Genomic DNA, 15,448 nt, shown 5'->3' on the forward strand with positions numbered 1-15,448 from the left:
GTGGAGCGGTAGTTCAGTTGGTTAGAATACCTGCCTGTCACGCAGGGGGTCGCGGGTTCGAGTCCCGTCCGTTCCGCCACCCTAATTAGGGGCGTAGTTCAATTGGTAGAGCACCGGTCTCCAAAACCGGGTGTTGGGAGTTCGAGTCTCTCCGCCCCTGCCAGAAAATTATCCTTAGCATTTGCTAAGGATTTTTTTTGCCTGAAAAACGGCCCCCAGCATATCCATTCAACTCCTTTCCCGGCATCCTTGCCATTGCTGTCCCTTTAATCTTCCAGGACGTTTGTTTTTAACAGATCGCGGATCAACGTATGTTTATCGCTATTTTGTAGCCATATTGCATATAACGGGCGTGAAAGCGTAGCGCTGTCGGCAACGGTATGAAGCCCGCCTTTTTCTTTGGCCCAGCCAACTGGAAGCCAACTGCATCCATTAAGAGCAGACAGTTGCTGTCTCGCCAGTTCAGCTGAACTGGTGGTAAGAACGGGAACCTCATCGCTCGCAATCAAACCCACTTCATGCTGTTGAAAATCAGGCCCCCACTCAAGACGCAGATAATTTAATTCATCTTTCATCTGTGATGGGCTGCTGCAATACAATGCGAGTGTGAAATGTCCCAGCAATTGGCTGCTAAACTCATCCATTTTTGGCGCTTCGGTGGTAATGAGCAGATCAAGCTGACGTTCATGGAGTTGCTTTACTAACGACTGGCGTTGAGCGATCCTGGCTTCAAATTGCAGACTGGCTTGCGGCTCCAGAGACTGATATAAGCGTGCCAGCCAGCCATTGAGCATGCACTCCCACAGAGAAGCGCTGGCACCGATAGAAAACTCATTATGCCGCGACGTATGCGCCACTTCCTTACGTGCCGCCTGCCACGTATTCATCAGCGTTTCTGCATAGGGTAGTAGCTTTTCACCTGCTGCGGTTAAGCGGATATTGTTTCTGTGCCGGGTGAACAGGTTCACACCAAGCTGATTTTCCAGTTGTCTTATCCGAAAACTGACCGCCGATTGGGTCAGGTAGAGCGCTTCTGCCGCTCGTCCAAAGTGGCGTGTCCGGCTAACTTCCAGGAAAGTTTTTAACAATTCCGTATCCACAACGCTCTCCACAAAATTATTTGTCGTAATGATTTAAATCTTTTGTTTTACACTCTGTCAAGCGTAACTAATACTCCGCGCCATAAATAGCTCGGCCAAAGAATTAGGAGCGTGCAGGATGGCGGAAAGCTTTACGACGACTAATCGATATTTCGACAACAAATATTATCCACGCGGATTCTCTCGTCATGGTGATTTCACCATCAAAGAGGCACAACTGCTTGAACGTCATGGTTATGCCTTCAATGAGCTGGATCTGGGGAAACGTGAGCCAGTAACCGAAGAAGAGAGACTGTTTGTCGCGGTATGCCGTGGCGAACGTGAGCCGGTGACAGAAGCAGAACGCGTCTGGTCTAAATATATGACGCGTATTAAGCGTCCAAAACGTTTCCACACTCTGTCTGGCGGTAAACCGCAGATGGAAGGTGCGGAAGACTACACCGAATCTGACGATTAATAAAAAAAGGGCGAAATGCCCTTTTTTTACGTCAGTAGTTTTTGTAAATGAATCAGTAGCCTGTCTATTGCCCGATAGCCCACAGCCTCCTGCAAATGCAGGCGCGTAATATTCTCCGTTTGTTCCAGATCGGCAATGGTACGGGCAACCTTCAGTAAGCGCTGCCAGGCTCGTATAGACAATCCCAGATGTATCAGCGTCTCCTCCAGCCAGTGCGCATCATCACTGTGTAGAGAGCAGTACTTTCGTATACCCTGGCTGTCCAGATGGGCGTTTAGCTTCCCCTGTCGTTCGTACTGGCGTTTCCGTGCGGATATCACCCGTACTTTCACTGTAGCGCTGTCCTCGCCTTTCACCGCTGCCTGGCTGAGTATACCGGGCGGTGGCAGGGGAATTTCGAGCGAGAGATCGAATCGATCGAGAAAGGGGCCGGATAAACGGCTGAGGTAGCGCAACGTCTGTTCCGGGCTACAGCGATTATGGTTCCCCTGATAGTGACCGGTCGGGCTGGGATTCATCGCTGCAACCAGTTGGAAGCGCGCAGGATAGGTGATCTTTGCCCGGGTGCGCGAAAGGTGTATCTGACCAGACTCAATAGGTTCACGCAGCGCATCCAGCGTGCGTCGCTCAAACTCAGGCAGTTCATCCAGAAACAGAATACCGTTGTGCGCCAGCGATATTTCTCCTGGCGCGGGTATTGAACCTCCCCCTACCATTGCCGTTAATGACGCGCTGTGATGAGGCGAGCGGAAAGGACGTCGTTTCCACTGCCTTTGTACCGTATCAGCGTTCACCAGGCTGAGAATCGCCGCACTTTCCAGCGCTTCTTTGTCGCTTAATGATGGCAGTAGCCCATTAATGCGGCTGGCCAGCATGGTTTTTCCCGTACCTGGCGGGCCTATCAGCAGCAGGTTGTGCCCTCCTGCGGCCGTGATTTCCAGGCCTCGTTTCCCCTGTTCCTGACCGATAACATCACTGAGATCGTCATGCAGTAAACAGGCGTCAGAATCGGTAGAGACTGGTTTCTCAAGATCCCGTTTCCCTTCCAGAAATGCGCATACCGTTTGCAGATGATCTGCAATCAGGCATCCCTCTCCGCTGATTAGCCCAACTTCTGTTGCATTCTCTTTTGCAACAATGATATGTCTGCCTGCCCGAATCGCCTCGGTTGCACTGGATATCGCGCCTGGAACGCCACGTAACGCACCTGTAAGGGCCAGTTCGCCCACCAGTTCATATTCATTAAGCTTATTTGTTGTAAGTTGCTCTGACGCCGCCAGAAGCGCAATTGCGATAGGTAAATCATATCTTCCGCCCTCTTTGGGTAAATCTGCCGGAGCCAGATTAATGGTGATTTTCTTCGCCGGAAATTCATACCCGCTATTGATGATTGCGCTGCGAACCCGATCCCGGGCCTCCTTTACCGTCGTTTCAGGTAGCCCAACCATTGTTAAACCCGGCAGGCCATTACTGATATGCACCTCGATGGTTATTGGCGGCGCATTAACGCCAAGTGCGGCGCGTGTGTGAACAATCGACAGTGACATAACTCCTCCCGTTGAGAGAATTATGCTGCATTAAAAACCAGAAATATCCTGCACGATTGTTAATTTTCGGCGCATATTCAGGTAATTTTATCGCGTTTTCAAAATATGCTTTGCTGTTCGGAAGCGTGCTCGCAAAAAATAACAGATGCGAAAAAAAGATGGGGGTTGCTGTTGTTCATGAGGCAAAAAGTGAAAATTTTTCATTTCCTGTTTTTTGTATAAAAAACAATGATTTTTTGCTAAACCGTTAGCTGCGTCAGAAAAATGAAAATAAAAATATCTTGTGCTATTGGCGAAAGCTATGGTAACTCTTTAGGCATTCCTTCGAACAAGATGCAAGAATAGACAAAAATGACAGCCCTTCTACGAGTGATTAGCCTGGTCGTGATTAGCGTGGTGGTGATTATTATCCCACCGTGCGGGGCTGCACTTGGACGAGGAAAGGCTTAGAAATCAAGCCTTAACGAACTAAGACCCCCGCACCGAAAGGTCCGGGGGTTTTTTTTGACCTTAAAAACATAAACGAGGAGCAGATAATGACTAATAGCATAAAATTCTGTTTCTCCAGATTTACGGCGGGGATGTAGCTATGAATGGGGCACAGTGGGTGGTACATGCTTTGCGAGCACAGGGCGTTGAAACCGTTTTTGGTTATCCCGGTGGCGCAATTATGCCGGTTTACGATGCGTTGTATGACGGCGGCGTGGAACATCTGTTGTGTCGTCACGAGCAGGGTGCGGCGATGGCGGCAATCGGCTATGCGCGTTCAACGGGCAAAACGGGCGTCTGTATCGCCACGTCCGGCCCTGGCGCTACCAATTTGATCACCGGTCTGGCTGACGCACTGTTAGATTCCGTGCCGGTTGTGGCCATCACGGGTCAGGTTTCCGCTCCGTTCATCGGAACGGACGCTTTTCAGGAGGTTGATGTGCTGGGGCTGTCGTTGGCATGTACTAAGCACAGCTTCCTCGTGCAATCGCTGGAAGAGCTGCCGCGCATCATGGCTGAGGCTTTCCGGGTTGCTAACTCGGGTCGTCCTGGCCCTGTTCTGGTTGATATCCCCAAAGATATCCAGTTAGCCAATGGTTCACTGGAGCCGTATTTCACCACCGTTGAAAACGAAACGGCTTTCCCGCACGCGGACGTTGAGCAGGCGCGTCGGATGATGGCGCAGGCGCAAAAACCGATGCTGTACGTGGGCGGCGGCGTAGGCATGGCGCAGGCCGTACCCGCGCTGCGCGCATTTATCGCTGCGACGCAAATGCCGGTGACCTGCACGTTAAAAGGCCTGGGCGCGGTGGATGCCGACTATCCGTATTATCTCGGTATGTTGGGGATGCATGGCACTAAAGCGGCAAACTTTGCGGTGCAGGAGTGCGATCTGCTGATTGCCGTAGGGGCACGTTTTGATGACCGGGTGACGGGCAAGCTGAATACCTTTGCGCCGAACGCCAGCGTGATCCACATGGATATCGATCCGGCGGAAATGAACAAACTGCGTCAGGCGCATGTCGCGTTGCAGGGCGATCTGAACGCATTATTGCCCGCGTTACAGCAACCGTTAAATATTGACGCCTGGCGCCAGCACAATGCTGAACTGCGTACTGAGCACGCCTGGCGTTACGATCATCCCGGTGAAGCCATCTATGCGCCGCTGCTGTTAAAACAGCTGTCGGAACGTAAACCCGCAGACAGCGTGGTGACGACGGATGTGGGCCAGCATCAGATGTGGTCTGCGCAGCATATGACGTACTCGCGCCCGGAGAATTTCATCACCTCCAGCGGCTTAGGTACGATGGGTTTTGGCCTGCCTGCGGCGGTTGGCGCGCAGGTTGCGAGGCCGAATGATACCGTTATCTGTATCTCCGGTGACGGCTCTTTCATGATGAATGTACAAGAGTTGGGCACCGTAAAACGCAAGCAGTTGCCGTTGAAGATTGTCTTACTCGATAACCAGCGGTTAGGCATGGTTCGACAATGGCAACAACTGTTTTTCCAGGAACGATATAGCGAAACCACCCTTACCGATAACCCCGATTTCCTCATGTTAGCCAGCGCCTTCGGCATTCCTGGCCAACACATCACCCGTAAAGACCAGGTTGAAGCGGCGCTCGACACCATGCTGAACAGTGATGGGCCATACCTGCTTCATGTCTCAATCGACGAACTTGAGAATGTCTGGCCCCTGGTGCCGCCTGGCGCCAGTAACTCAGAAATGCTGGAGAAATTATCATGATGCAACATCAGGTCAATGTGGCAGCTCGTTTCAACCCGGAAACGTTAGAACGTGTTTTACGCGTGGTTCGCCACCGTGGTTTTCAGGTGTGCTCCATGAATATGGAAGCCGCCACCGATGCGCAAAATATAAATATCGAATTGACCGTTGCCAGCCCCCGGTCGGTCGACTTACTGTTTAGTCAGTTAAGTAAACTGGTAGATGTTGCACATGTTGCTATCTGCCAGAGCACAACCACATCACAACAAATCCGCGCCTGAGCGCAAAAGGAAGAAAAATGACGACGAAAAAAGCTGATTACATCTGGTTCAATGGTGAGATGATTCGTTGGGAAGATGCGAAGGTTCATGTGATGTCCCACGCACTGCACTACGGTACTTCCGTGTTTGAAGGGATCCGTTGCTACGACTCTCACAAAGGTCCAGTGGTGTTCCGCCATCGTGAACACATGCAGCGTTTGCATGATTCAGCCAAAATCTATCGTTTTCCCGTCTCCCAGAGCGTTGATGAGCTAATGGAAGCCTGCCGCGACGTTATCCGTAAAAACAACCTGACCAGCGCGTATATTCGTCCGCTGGTGTTTGTGGGCGATGTGGGGATGGGCGTTAACCCGCCTCCGGGGTACAGCACTGACGTCATCATCGCGGCGTTCCCGTGGGGCGCATACCTGGGCGCAGAAGCGCTGGATCAGGGGATCGATGCGATGGTTTCTTCCTGGAACCGCGCAGCGCCAAACACCATTCCAACAGCGGCAAAAGCGGGCGGTAACTACCTTTCTTCACTGCTGGTAGGGAGTGAAGCTCGTCGTCATGGCTACCAGGAAGGTATCGCGCTGGATGTGAATGGTTATATTTCCGAAGGCGCAGGCGAAAACCTGTTTGAAGTGAAAGATGGCGTGTTGTTTACCCCGCCGTTTACCTCCTCCGCGCTGCCAGGTATTACCCGTGATGCGATCATCAAGCTGGCGAAAGAGCTGGATATCGAAGTGCGTGAGCAGGTGCTGTCTCGCGAATCTCTGTATCTGGCGGACGAAGTGTTTATGTCCGGTACTGCGGCAGAGATCACACCGGTTCGTAGCGTGGACGGTATCCAGATAGGCGAGGGCCGCTGCGGTCCGGTCACCAAACGTATTCAGCAAGCATTCTTTGGCCTCTTCACCGGTGAAACCGAAGATAAATGGGGCTGGTTGGATCAGGTAAATCCATAAATTAAAAATAAATGGGACGGCACGCACCGTCCCATTTAACAGACAGACACTGGGAGTAAATTACGCATGCCTAAGTATCGTTCCGCCACAACCACACATGGTCGCAATATGGCGGGTGCCCGCGCGCTGTGGCGCGCCACCGGGATGACCGATGCCGATTTTGGCAAACCGATCATCGCCGTCGTGAACTCATTCACCCAGTTTGTGCCGGGTCATGTTCACCTGCGCGATCTCGGTAAGCTGGTCGCCGAACAGATTGAAGCCTCTGGCGGCGTCGCCAAAGAGTTCAACACCATTGCCGTGGATGATGGCATCGCTATGGGTCACGGGGGCATGCTGTATTCACTGCCGTCTCGCGAACTGATCGCCGACTCGGTGGAGTACATGGTGAACGCCCACTGTGCGGATGCGATGGTCTGTATCTCCAACTGCGACAAAATCACCCCAGGGATGCTGATGGCCTCGCTGCGCCTGAACATTCCGGTAATTTTTGTCTCCGGCGGCCCGATGGAAGCCGGGAAAACCAAACTTTCCGATCAGATCATTAAGCTCGATCTGGTTGATGCGATGATTCAGGGCGCGGACCCGAAAGTTTCCGACGATCAGAGCAATCAGGTCGAACGCTCCGCCTGCCCGACCTGTGGGTCGTGTTCCGGGATGTTCACCGCTAACTCAATGAACTGCCTGACGGAAGCGCTGGGCCTGTCGCAGCCGGGCAACGGCTCGTTGCTGGCAACCCACGCCGATCGCAAGCAGCTGTTCCTCAATGCCGGTAAGCGCATTGTTGAGCTGACTAAACGTTACTACGAGCAGGACGATGCTTCCGCACTGCCGCGTAATATCGCCAGTAAAGCGGCGTTTGAAAACGCCATGACGCTGGATATCGCCATGGGCGGTTCGACCAACACCGTTTTACACCTGCTGGCGGCGGCGCAGGAAGCGGAAATCGACTTCACCATGAGCGATATCGACAAGCTTTCCCGCAAGGTTCCACAGTTGTGTAAAGTCGCGCCAAGTACGCAGAAATACCACATGGAAGACGTCCACCGCGCAGGCGGCGTACTGGGTATTCTGGGCGAGCTGGATCGCGCCGGGTTGATGAATCGCGATGTAAAAAACGTGCTGGGTCTGACGCTGCCGCAAACGCTGGAGCAGTACGACGTTATGGTCAGCCAGAATGAAGCGGTAAAACAGATGTTCCGTGCAGGCCCGGCGGGTATCCGCACGACGCAGGCGTTCTCGCAGGATTGCCGCTGGGATTCGCTGGATACCGACCGCGCCGAAGGCTGCATTCGCTCGCTGGAACATGCCTACAGCAAAGATGGCGGTCTGGCTGTGCTCTACGGTAACTTTGCTGAAAACGGCTGTATCGTAAAAACTGCGGGCGTGGATGACAGCATCCTGAAATTTACCGGCCCGGCGAAAGTCTATGAAAGCCAGGACGATGCGGTTGAGGCGATCCTCGGCGGTAAGGTGGTTGCCGGTGATGTGGTGGTTATTCGCTACGAAGGGCCGAAGGGGGGTCCTGGTATGCAGGAAATGCTCTACCCGACCACCTTCCTGAAATCGATGGGGCTGGGTAAAGCCTGTGCGCTGATCACCGATGGCCGTTTCTCCGGCGGCACGTCTGGCCTCTCTATCGGTCACGTCTCACCGGAAGCGGCCAGCGGCGGTAATATCGCCATCATCGAAAATGGCGACATGATTGCTATTGATATTCCAAACCGTGGTATTCAACTGCAACTGAGCGATGCGGAAATCGCCGCGCGTCGCGAAGCGCAGGAAGCCCGTGGTGATAAAGCCTGGACGCCGAAAGATCGTCAGCGTCCGGTCTCCTTTGCGCTGCGTGCTTATGCCAGCCTGGCGACCAGCGCCGATAAAGGCGCGGTACGCGATAAATCGAAGCTGGGAGGTTGATGATGGCCGAGTCGCAACCCCTGTCAGCCGCCCCGGAAGGGGCGGAGTACCTGCGTGCGGTACTCCGCGCGCCGGTATATGAAGCAGCGCAGGTGACGCCGCTGCAAAAAATGGAAAAACTCTCTTCGCGCCTCGACAACGTTATTCTCGTGAAGCGTGAAGACAGGCAGCCTGTACACAGCTTCAAGCTGCGCGGAGCCTACGCGATGATGGCGGGGCTCACCGAAGAACAAAAAGCCCACGGCGTTATCACCGCATCGGCGGGTAACCATGCTCAGGGCGTGGCGTTCTCCTCCGCGCGTTTGGGTGTGAAAGCATTGATTGTGATGCCGCTGGCGACCGCCGATATCAAAGTGGACGCGGTGCGCGGGTTTGGCGGGGAAGTGCTGCTGCACGGCGCGAACTTTGATGAAGCGAAAGCAAAAGCTATCGATCTGGCGCAACAGCAGGGCTTCACCTGGGTTCCGCCGTTCGATCATCCGATGGTGATTGCCGGGCAGGGCACGCTGGCGCTGGAACTGCTCCAGCAGGATGCGCATCTCGACCGCGTATTCGTGCCGGTTGGCGGCGGTGGACTGGCGGCAGGCGTGGCGGTGCTCATCAAACAACTGATGCCGCAAATCAAAGTGATCGCCGTTGAAGCGGAAGATTCGGCCTGCCTGAAAGCGGCGCTGGATGCCGGTCATCCGGTGGATCTCCCGCGTGTGGGACTGTTTGCCGAAGGCGTGGCGGTTAAACGTATCGGCGATGAAACCTTCCGTCTGTGCCAGGAATATCTCGACGACATTATCACCGTCGACAGCGATGCGATTTGCGCAGCGATGAAAGATCTGTTCGAGGATGTGCGTGCGGTGGCGGAACCTTCCGGTGCGCTGGCGCTGGCGGGGATGAAAAAATACATCGCCCAACACAATATTCGCGGCGAACGCCTGGCGCATGTGCTTTCTGGCGCGAATGTGAACTTTCATGGTCTGCGCTATGTGTCTGAACGCTGCGAGCTGGGTGAACAGCGCGAAGCGCTGCTGGCGGTGACTATCCCGGAAGAGAAAGGCAGCTTCCTGAAGTTTTGTCAGCTGCTGGGCGGCCGTTCCGTTACCGAATTTAACTACCGTTTTGCCGACGCTCAAGATGCCTGCATTTTTGTCGGCGTCCGTCTGAGCCGTGGACTGGAAGAGCGCAAAGAGATTCTCGCGCTGCTGCATGAAGGCGGCTACAGCGTGGTGGATCTCTCCGACGACGAAATGGCGAAACTGCATGTGCGCTATATGGTTGGCGGACGCCCATCGAAACCGTTGCAGGAACGTCTGTACAGTTTCGAATTTCCAGAGTCACCCGGCGCGCTGCTGAAGTTTCTGCACACGCTGGGAACGCACTGGAATATTTCGCTGTTCCACTATCGCAGCCACGGCACCGACTATGGTCGTGTGCTGGCGGCGTTCGAACTGGGCGAAAACGAGCCAGATTTCGAAACCCGGCTGAATGAGTTGGGCTACGAGTGCCACAACGAAAGCGATAACCCGGCGTTCCGCTTTTTCCTTGCGGGATAGCCTGATGGCGCTGCGCTTATCAGGCCTACGTTCTTTTGAGCCGTAGGCCGGATAAGGCGCTTGCGCCGCCATCCGGCTAGTGGTTGGGCAGAATGTTCCAGAACGCATCAATAAGCGGCTCATGCAGCCGCTTTTTTTGTGCGCAAACGCCCAGCTCAAACGGCGTTTTCTCGTCGCTGCGCTCCAGGATCATCACGCGGTTACGCACGGGTTCAGGGCTATTTTCCAATACCACTTCCGGCAGCAGCGCCACGCCGCAGCCGAGCGCGACCATCGACACCATCGCTTCATGTCCACCGACCGTCGCGTATATCGACGGATTGCTGATTTTCTGACGGCGGAACCACAGCTCAATACGGCGACGCACCGGGCCTTGATCGGCCATGATAAACGGCACCGTTGACCAGTCGGGTTTATCCACTGAGACCTGATTTCGCACCGGGCAAGGCAATGCGGGAGCTATCAGCACCACCGCCAGATTCTCCAGCATTGAAAACGCAACCGCCCCGGGCAGGGTTTCCGGTTTACCGGCAATCGCCAGATCCGCCTCGCCCGTCACCACTTTTTCCATCGCATCGGCGGCATCGCCGGTGGTGAGTTTGATTTCCACAGAGGGATGCTCCGCCCGGAAACGGTCAAGAATGGGCGGCAGATGGCTATAAGCGGCGGTGACCGAGCAGAAGATATGCAGCTCGCCCGACAGCGACGGGCCTTGTTGGTCGATAGTGTGGCGTAACTGCTGATACTGCAACAGCGTTTGCTGGGCGAACGTTCGCAGCTCTTCTCCCGCTTCGGTGAGCGTGACGGTACGGTTATCGCGAATGAACAGCGGCTGACCGAGATCCTCTTCGAGGCGTTGAATCTGCCGGGAGAGCGTGGAAGGGCTAACGTGCATTGCCCGCGCGCTGCGGCCAAAATGGCGACTTTCCGCCAGATGCAGGAAGGTTTTCAGATCGCGTAAATCCACTGGCTCTACTCCCGATGTCTACGTTGCAGAAATTGCAATATGATGTTGTGAATATATCAATTTCCGCAATAAATTTCCTGTCATATAGTGAGTTCATTCTCTCTTGCACAGACACGGCAAGCGAACCGAACAATAAGCACGACACAACATCACGGAGTTACAGATATGGCTAACTACTTTAATACACTGAATCTGCGCCAGCAGTTGGCGCAACTGGGTAAATGTCGCTTTATGGGCCGCGATGAATTTGCCGATGGCGCGAGCTACCTTCAGGGTAAAAAAGTGGTCATCGTCGGCTGTGGTGCTCAGGGGCTGAACCAGGGCCTGAACATGCGTGACTCTGGTCTGGATATCGCCTACGCCCTGCGTAAAGAGGCGATTGCCGAGAAACGTGCTTCCTGGCGTAAAGCGACCGAAAACGGCTTCAAAGTGGGGACTTACGAAGAGCTGATCCCGCAGGCTGATCTGGTGGTTAACCTGACGCCGGACAAACAGCACTCCGACGTGGTGCGTTCCGTACAACCTCTGATGAAAGACGGCGCGGCGCTGGGTTACTCCCACGGTTTCAACATTGTGGAAGTGGGCGAGCAGATCCGCAAAGATATCACCGTGGTGATGGTGGCGCCGAAGTGCCCGGGTACTGAAGTCCGTGAAGAGTACAAACGTGGTTTCGGTGTACCGACGCTGATCGCCGTTCACCCGGAAAACGATCCGAAAGGCGAAGGGATGGCGATTGCTAAAGCATGGGCGGCGGCAACTGGCGGTCATCGTGCGGGCGTGCTGGAGTCCTCCTTCGTGGCGGAAGTGAAATCTGACCTGATGGGCGAGCAGACCATCCTGTGCGGTATGCTGCAAGCGGGTTCTCTGCTGTGCTTCGATAAGCTGGTGGAAGAAGGTACCGATCCGGCATATGCGGAAAAACTGATTCAGTACGGCTGGGAAACTATCACCGAAGCGCTGAAGCAGGGCGGCATTACGCTGATGATGGATCGTCTGTCCAATCCGGCAAAACTGCGTGCTTATGCGCTGTCTGAACAGCTGAAAACCATCATGGCGCCGCTGTTCCAGAAACACATGGACGACATCATCTCCGGTGAATTCTCCTCCGGCATGATGGCGGACTGGGCGAATGACGATAAGAAACTGCTGACCTGGCGCGAAGAGACCGGTAAAACCGCATTCGAAACCGCGCCGCAGTATGAAGGTAAAATCGGTGAGCAGGAGTACTTCGATAAAGGCGTACTGATGATCGCGATGGTGAAAGCGGGCGTTGAGCTGGCATTCGAAACCATGGTGGATTCCGGCATCATCGAAGAGTCTGCGTACTATGAGTCACTGCACGAACTGCCGCTGATCGCCAACACCATCGCCCGTAAGCGTCTGTATGAAATGAACGTGGTTATCTCTGACACCGCCGAGTACGGCAACTACCTGTTCTCTTACGCTTGCGTACCGTTGCTGAAAGCGTTCATGACTGAAATTCAACCGGGCGATCTGGGTAAAGCGATTGCTGAAGGCGCGGTTGACAACGCACAGTTGCGTGATGTGAACGAAGCGATTCGTGGTCACGCTATTGAGAAAGTGGGCCAGAAACTGCGTGGCTATATGACTGATATGAAACGCATTGCAGTAGCTGGTTAAACAGGTTGTCGGGTGGCGCTAACGCTTACCCGACCTATAAAAAGCCATTATTTCGTAGGCCGGGTAAGCGTTAGCGCCATCCGGCAAAAAAGCCCGGTGTTTATACTCACCGGGCTTTTTATTAGTTGCGATACAGCACCTTAATGATGTGGTATCCGAACTGAGTGTGCAGTGGGCCGGTTGGCTCCAGCACCGGGCAGGAGAAGACCACTTTGTCGAATGCCGGAACCATCTGGCCTTGACGAAACTCACCTAAGTCACCGCCTCTTTTGCCTGACGGGCAGATAGAGTGCTTTTTCGCCAGTTTGCCAAAGTCGGCGCCATTCTTGATTTGTTCCAGAAGATCCAGCGCCAGCTTCTCTTCTTTTACCAGGATATGCAGTGCTGCTGCGGTTTTCGCCATTATTTCGCTCTCATGTCTCAAAGGTTGCCCGCCACTTTATCATTCCTTAGGGCGTCGGACATATACTCTTCGCCATCGCAGGACAGATGTCCCGCCGGGTTTAATGAACCGGGAGATGAACGACACTTTTATCAGACATATTCCCTCTGCAACAGGACAGCCGTCCTGTCTTTCCATCTCAGGAGAGAGATAACATGAGCTCAATGAAAAACGCAGAATTTTCAGGCGACTGGCTGACAGGGCTAACCCAAATCGTACGCGATCCGCAGCTGTATGAGCTGCTCAAATATTGCCCGCTGGACATCATGCAGCGCTGGCGCGTTGAGGAAATACCTCGCGGAGCGCTGATTTGCCGTCAGGGCGACATTTGTCGGCAATTCTCGCTGATTGTTTCCGGTGAGGTGGATGTCTTTTACGAAGCTGAAGACGGGCGCCGTTATCGGCAGGCACATTACCGCAAAGGCGACATGCTGGGCGAGCTGGAGATTTTTGAGTCGCGGCATTACATCTGCTCGGTGATGGCGGTTGGCAGCGTTCAGTTGTTAAGCCTGCCGCAGGCGGATTTTCATCGCTGGCTGACGCTGGATAACCATTTTAACCAGCGGATGCTGCGCTTTTTCAGCCAGCAATATTATCAGTTGTCGAAAAAGGCCAGCAGCGACAATTTGTACTCGCTGTATCAACGGGTTTGCCAGGCATTATGGCAGCGATATCAACATGATGAATCGACCACGATTTTGCTGGATAAACAAAATCTCAGTCAGGAATTTGCGGCGACGACGCGCAGTATCAACCGTATTTTGCACGATCTGAAATCGCTGAAAATTATTGATACCGACGGTGAGCGGATCGTCTTATTAGCCCCTGAAAAACTGAAACAGGAGGCGGAGATCTGAGTCCCTCAGCACAGTAAGGAGACAGAAGATGCAACCCCATATTCGATTAAGCAATAGCATGACCGGTGCGCGGTATGCGCTATTGCCCGGCGATCCCGAGCGGGTGGACAGGATCGCCCACTTTCTTGATAACCCTGAGATACTGGGGCAAAACCGGGAATTTCGGGCGGCGCGCGGCACATATAAAGGGATTGAGATTCTGGTGCTGTCGACGGGAATCGGCGGGCCATCAACGGCCATTGCCATTGAAGAGTTACGGCAGATTGGCGTAGACACGCTGATTCGCATCGGTAGCTGTGGGGCATTGCAGGATACGCTGGCGCTGGGCGATCTGATTATCGCCAACGGTGCGGTCGCCGATGACGGCACCAGCAAAACCTACGCGCCAGCCTGCTATCCGGCCTGCGCAGACCCGCAGCTTATCGCCACGTTGATCCAGCAGGCGAAGCAGATGAACATTCCTGCGATTTGCGGACTGGTGCGCAGCCACGACAGCTTTTATACCGATCGTGAAGCTGAACTGGATGCGGAATGGTCAGCGCGCGGCATTCTCGGGGCGGATATGGAAACGGCGGCGCTGATGGTGGTCGGCGCATTACGTGGGCTGCGTACGGCGTCGTTGCTGAACGTGGTCGTTGCCCACAACGGCTGTCTGGACAGCAGTATTAATGATTATGTTCAACAGGAAACGCTGTGTCTGCGGGGTGAAGAACGTCAGATTTCCCTGGCGCTACAGGCCATTTATTTCGATAGCCAGCAAGGAGAGCAGTGATGGACTTTTTCAGTATTAATAACGTGATGGTCAACATTCCTCTCGGCGAAGGCGGGTATGCGCTGTCGTGGATTGAGGCTATCGGCACGGTCTTTGGTTTATTGTGCATCTGGTGCGCCAGCCGGGAAAAAATCATCAATTACCTGTTTGGTCTGATTAACGTCACCCTGTTTGCCGCGATCTTTTTCCAGATTCAGCTATATGCCAGCCTGCTGCTTCAGGTGTTCTTCTTTGCCGCCAATATCTATGGCTGGTATGCGTGGAGCCGTCAGAATGAGGCGCAAGAGGCGGCGCTGAAGGTGCGCTGGCTCTCCCGCCAGCAAACGCTGGTGCTGAGCGGTGTGTGTATTGTCGCCATCCTGCTGATGACGCGGTTTATCGACCCGGTGTTCGCCATGCTGACCCATATTATGCTCGGGATGCTGCAAACGGTAGGGGTTCAGGTGGCGATGCCAGAGCTACAGCCGGACGCGTTCCCGTTCTGGGATTCCACCATGCTGGTGCTGTCGATCGCGGCGATGGTGCTGATGACTCGCAAATATGTGGAAAACTGGCTGCTGTGGGTGCTTATTGACGTCATTAGCGTGGTGATTTACGCGGTACAGGGCGTCTATGCGATGTCGCTGGAGTATGTCCTGCTAACGGCGATTGCGATTATGGGATCGTACAGCTGGGTCCTGAGCGCAAAACGCAACGGCTATACGCCGCTTGCCGCCAGCGCCTCCTGATTAACGCTTTTCAGGCTGTCTGAAAGGGCA

Annotated in this window: 16 protein-coding genes and 2 tRNA genes; 14 read left to right on the forward strand and 4 right to left on the reverse strand. The window is 54.1% G+C overall.

Features of this window, described 5'->3' with window-relative positions; translation table 11 throughout:
• Positions 1 to 2 precede the first annotated feature (2 nt).
• Both OGV82_RS06410 and OGV82_RS06415 read left to right on the forward strand, forming a co-directional pair.
• Positions 3 to 79, forward strand: a tRNA-Asp gene (locus OGV82_RS06410).
• A gap of 8 nt (positions 80 to 87) precedes the next feature.
• Positions 88 to 163, forward strand: a tRNA-Trp gene (locus tag OGV82_RS06415).
• Between the two features lie 103 nt (positions 164 to 266).
• Here the strand turns inward: OGV82_RS06415 and hdfR are convergent.
• Positions 267 to 1,112, reverse strand: a complete 846-nt coding sequence (gene hdfR / locus OGV82_RS06420) for an HTH-type transcriptional regulator HdfR (RefSeq protein WP_012131114.1) — start codon at positions 1,110 to 1,112, stop codon at positions 267 to 269.
• Positions 1,113 to 1,218: 106 nt separating this feature from the next.
• Here hdfR and maoP point away from each other — a divergent pair, with 106 nt between their 5' ends.
• Positions 1,219 to 1,557 carry a macrodomain Ori organization protein MaoP gene (gene maoP, locus OGV82_RS06425; RefSeq protein WP_012131115.1) on the forward strand — a complete coding sequence of 113 codons (339 nt, stop codon included), beginning with the start codon at positions 1,219 to 1,221 and terminating at the stop codon, positions 1,555 to 1,557.
• Between the two features lie 26 nt (positions 1,558 to 1,583).
• Here the strand turns inward: maoP and OGV82_RS06430 are convergent, their stop codons facing one another.
• Positions 1,584 to 3,104 (reverse strand): YifB family Mg chelatase-like AAA ATPase, encoded by a 1,521-nt coding sequence (locus OGV82_RS06430; RefSeq protein WP_047460055.1) that lies wholly within the window; start codon positions 3,102 to 3,104, stop codon positions 1,584 to 1,586.
• A 351-nt stretch (positions 3,105 to 3,455) separates the two neighbouring features.
• Here OGV82_RS06430 and ilvL point away from each other — a divergent pair, with 351 nt between their 5' ends.
• From ilvL to ilvA, 7 genes are all read left to right on the forward strand, one after another.
• Positions 3,456 to 3,554 (forward strand): ilv operon leader peptide, encoded by a 99-nt coding sequence (gene ilvL, locus OGV82_RS06435; protein WP_001311244.1) that lies wholly within the window; start codon positions 3,456 to 3,458, stop codon positions 3,552 to 3,554.
• A gap of 86 nt (positions 3,555 to 3,640) precedes the next feature.
• A complete protein-coding gene (ilvX, locus tag OGV82_RS22860) occupies positions 3,641 to 3,691 on the forward strand; it encodes a peptide IlvX (RefSeq protein WP_202401504.1) in 51 nt (16 codons plus the stop codon).
• A gap of 2 nt (positions 3,692 to 3,693) precedes the next feature.
• Positions 3,694 to 5,340 (forward strand): acetolactate synthase 2 catalytic subunit, encoded by a 1,647-nt coding sequence (gene ilvG / locus OGV82_RS06440; RefSeq protein ID WP_047460048.1) that lies wholly within the window; start codon positions 3,694 to 3,696, stop codon positions 5,338 to 5,340.
• Positions 5,337 to 5,600, forward strand: coding sequence for an acetolactate synthase 2 small subunit (ilvM, locus tag OGV82_RS06445; protein ID WP_012131119.1), 264 nt, complete (start codon positions 5,337 to 5,339; stop codon positions 5,598 to 5,600). The genes ilvG and ilvM overlap by 4 nt, the downstream gene beginning before the upstream one ends.
• Positions 5,601 to 5,617: 17 nt before the next feature.
• Positions 5,618 to 6,547 (forward strand): branched-chain-amino-acid transaminase, encoded by a 930-nt coding sequence (gene ilvE / locus OGV82_RS06450; protein WP_047460046.1) that lies wholly within the window; start codon positions 5,618 to 5,620, stop codon positions 6,545 to 6,547.
• A 66-nt stretch (positions 6,548 to 6,613) separates the two neighbouring features.
• Positions 6,614 to 8,464, forward strand: coding sequence for a dihydroxy-acid dehydratase (ilvD, locus tag OGV82_RS06455; protein WP_047460043.1), 1,851 nt, complete (start codon positions 6,614 to 6,616; stop codon positions 8,462 to 8,464).
• Positions 8,465 to 8,466: 2 nt separating this feature from the next.
• Entirely contained in the window at positions 8,467 to 10,011 is a 1,545-nt protein-coding gene (ilvA, locus tag OGV82_RS06460) for a threonine ammonia-lyase, biosynthetic (protein ID WP_047463829.1), read from the forward strand.
• Between the two features lie 76 nt (positions 10,012 to 10,087).
• Here ilvA and ilvY read toward each other — a convergent pair whose 3' ends face one another.
• On the reverse strand, positions 10,088 to 10,978 hold the full coding sequence (ilvY, locus tag OGV82_RS06465) for an HTH-type transcriptional activator IlvY (protein ID WP_024130093.1): 891 nt from the start codon (positions 10,976 to 10,978) through the stop codon (positions 10,088 to 10,090).
• Between the two features lie 165 nt (positions 10,979 to 11,143).
• Between ilvY and ilvC the strand changes: the two genes are divergently transcribed.
• Entirely contained in the window at positions 11,144 to 12,619 is a 1,476-nt protein-coding gene (gene ilvC, locus OGV82_RS06470) for a ketol-acid reductoisomerase (protein ID WP_012131124.1), read from the forward strand.
• A 121-nt stretch (positions 12,620 to 12,740) separates the two neighbouring features.
• Here ilvC and ppiC read toward each other — a convergent pair whose 3' ends face one another.
• Complete coding sequence (gene ppiC, locus OGV82_RS06475) at positions 12,741 to 13,022, reverse strand: peptidylprolyl isomerase PpiC (RefSeq protein WP_001140251.1); 282 nt, start codon at positions 13,020 to 13,022, stop codon at positions 12,741 to 12,743.
• Positions 13,023 to 13,216: 194 nt separating this feature from the next.
• Here ppiC and OGV82_RS06480 point away from each other — a divergent pair, with 194 nt between their 5' ends.
• The 3 genes from OGV82_RS06480 to pnuC are packed head-to-tail and all read left to right on the forward strand — an operon-like array spanning position 13,217 to position 15,418.
• Positions 13,217 to 13,918, forward strand: a complete 702-nt coding sequence (locus tag OGV82_RS06480) for a Crp/Fnr family transcriptional regulator (protein ID WP_047460036.1) — start codon at positions 13,217 to 13,219, stop codon at positions 13,916 to 13,918.
• 28 nt (positions 13,919 to 13,946) lie between these two features.
• On the forward strand, positions 13,947 to 14,690 hold the full coding sequence (locus OGV82_RS06485; RefSeq protein WP_047460034.1) for a nucleoside phosphorylase: 744 nt from the start codon (positions 13,947 to 13,949) through the stop codon (positions 14,688 to 14,690).
• A complete protein-coding gene (gene pnuC, locus OGV82_RS06490; protein ID WP_047460031.1) occupies positions 14,690 to 15,418 on the forward strand; it encodes a nicotinamide riboside transporter PnuC in 729 nt (242 codons plus the stop codon). The genes OGV82_RS06485 and pnuC overlap by 1 nt, the downstream gene beginning before the upstream one ends.
• Positions 15,419 to 15,448: the final 30 nt, after the last annotated feature.

Origin of the sequence: Citrobacter sp. CK191 (genome assembly GCF_030333435.1) — a bacterium.
In the GTDB taxonomy this organism is placed as follows: domain Bacteria; phylum Pseudomonadota; class Gammaproteobacteria; order Enterobacterales; family Enterobacteriaceae; genus Citrobacter_B; species Citrobacter_B koseri.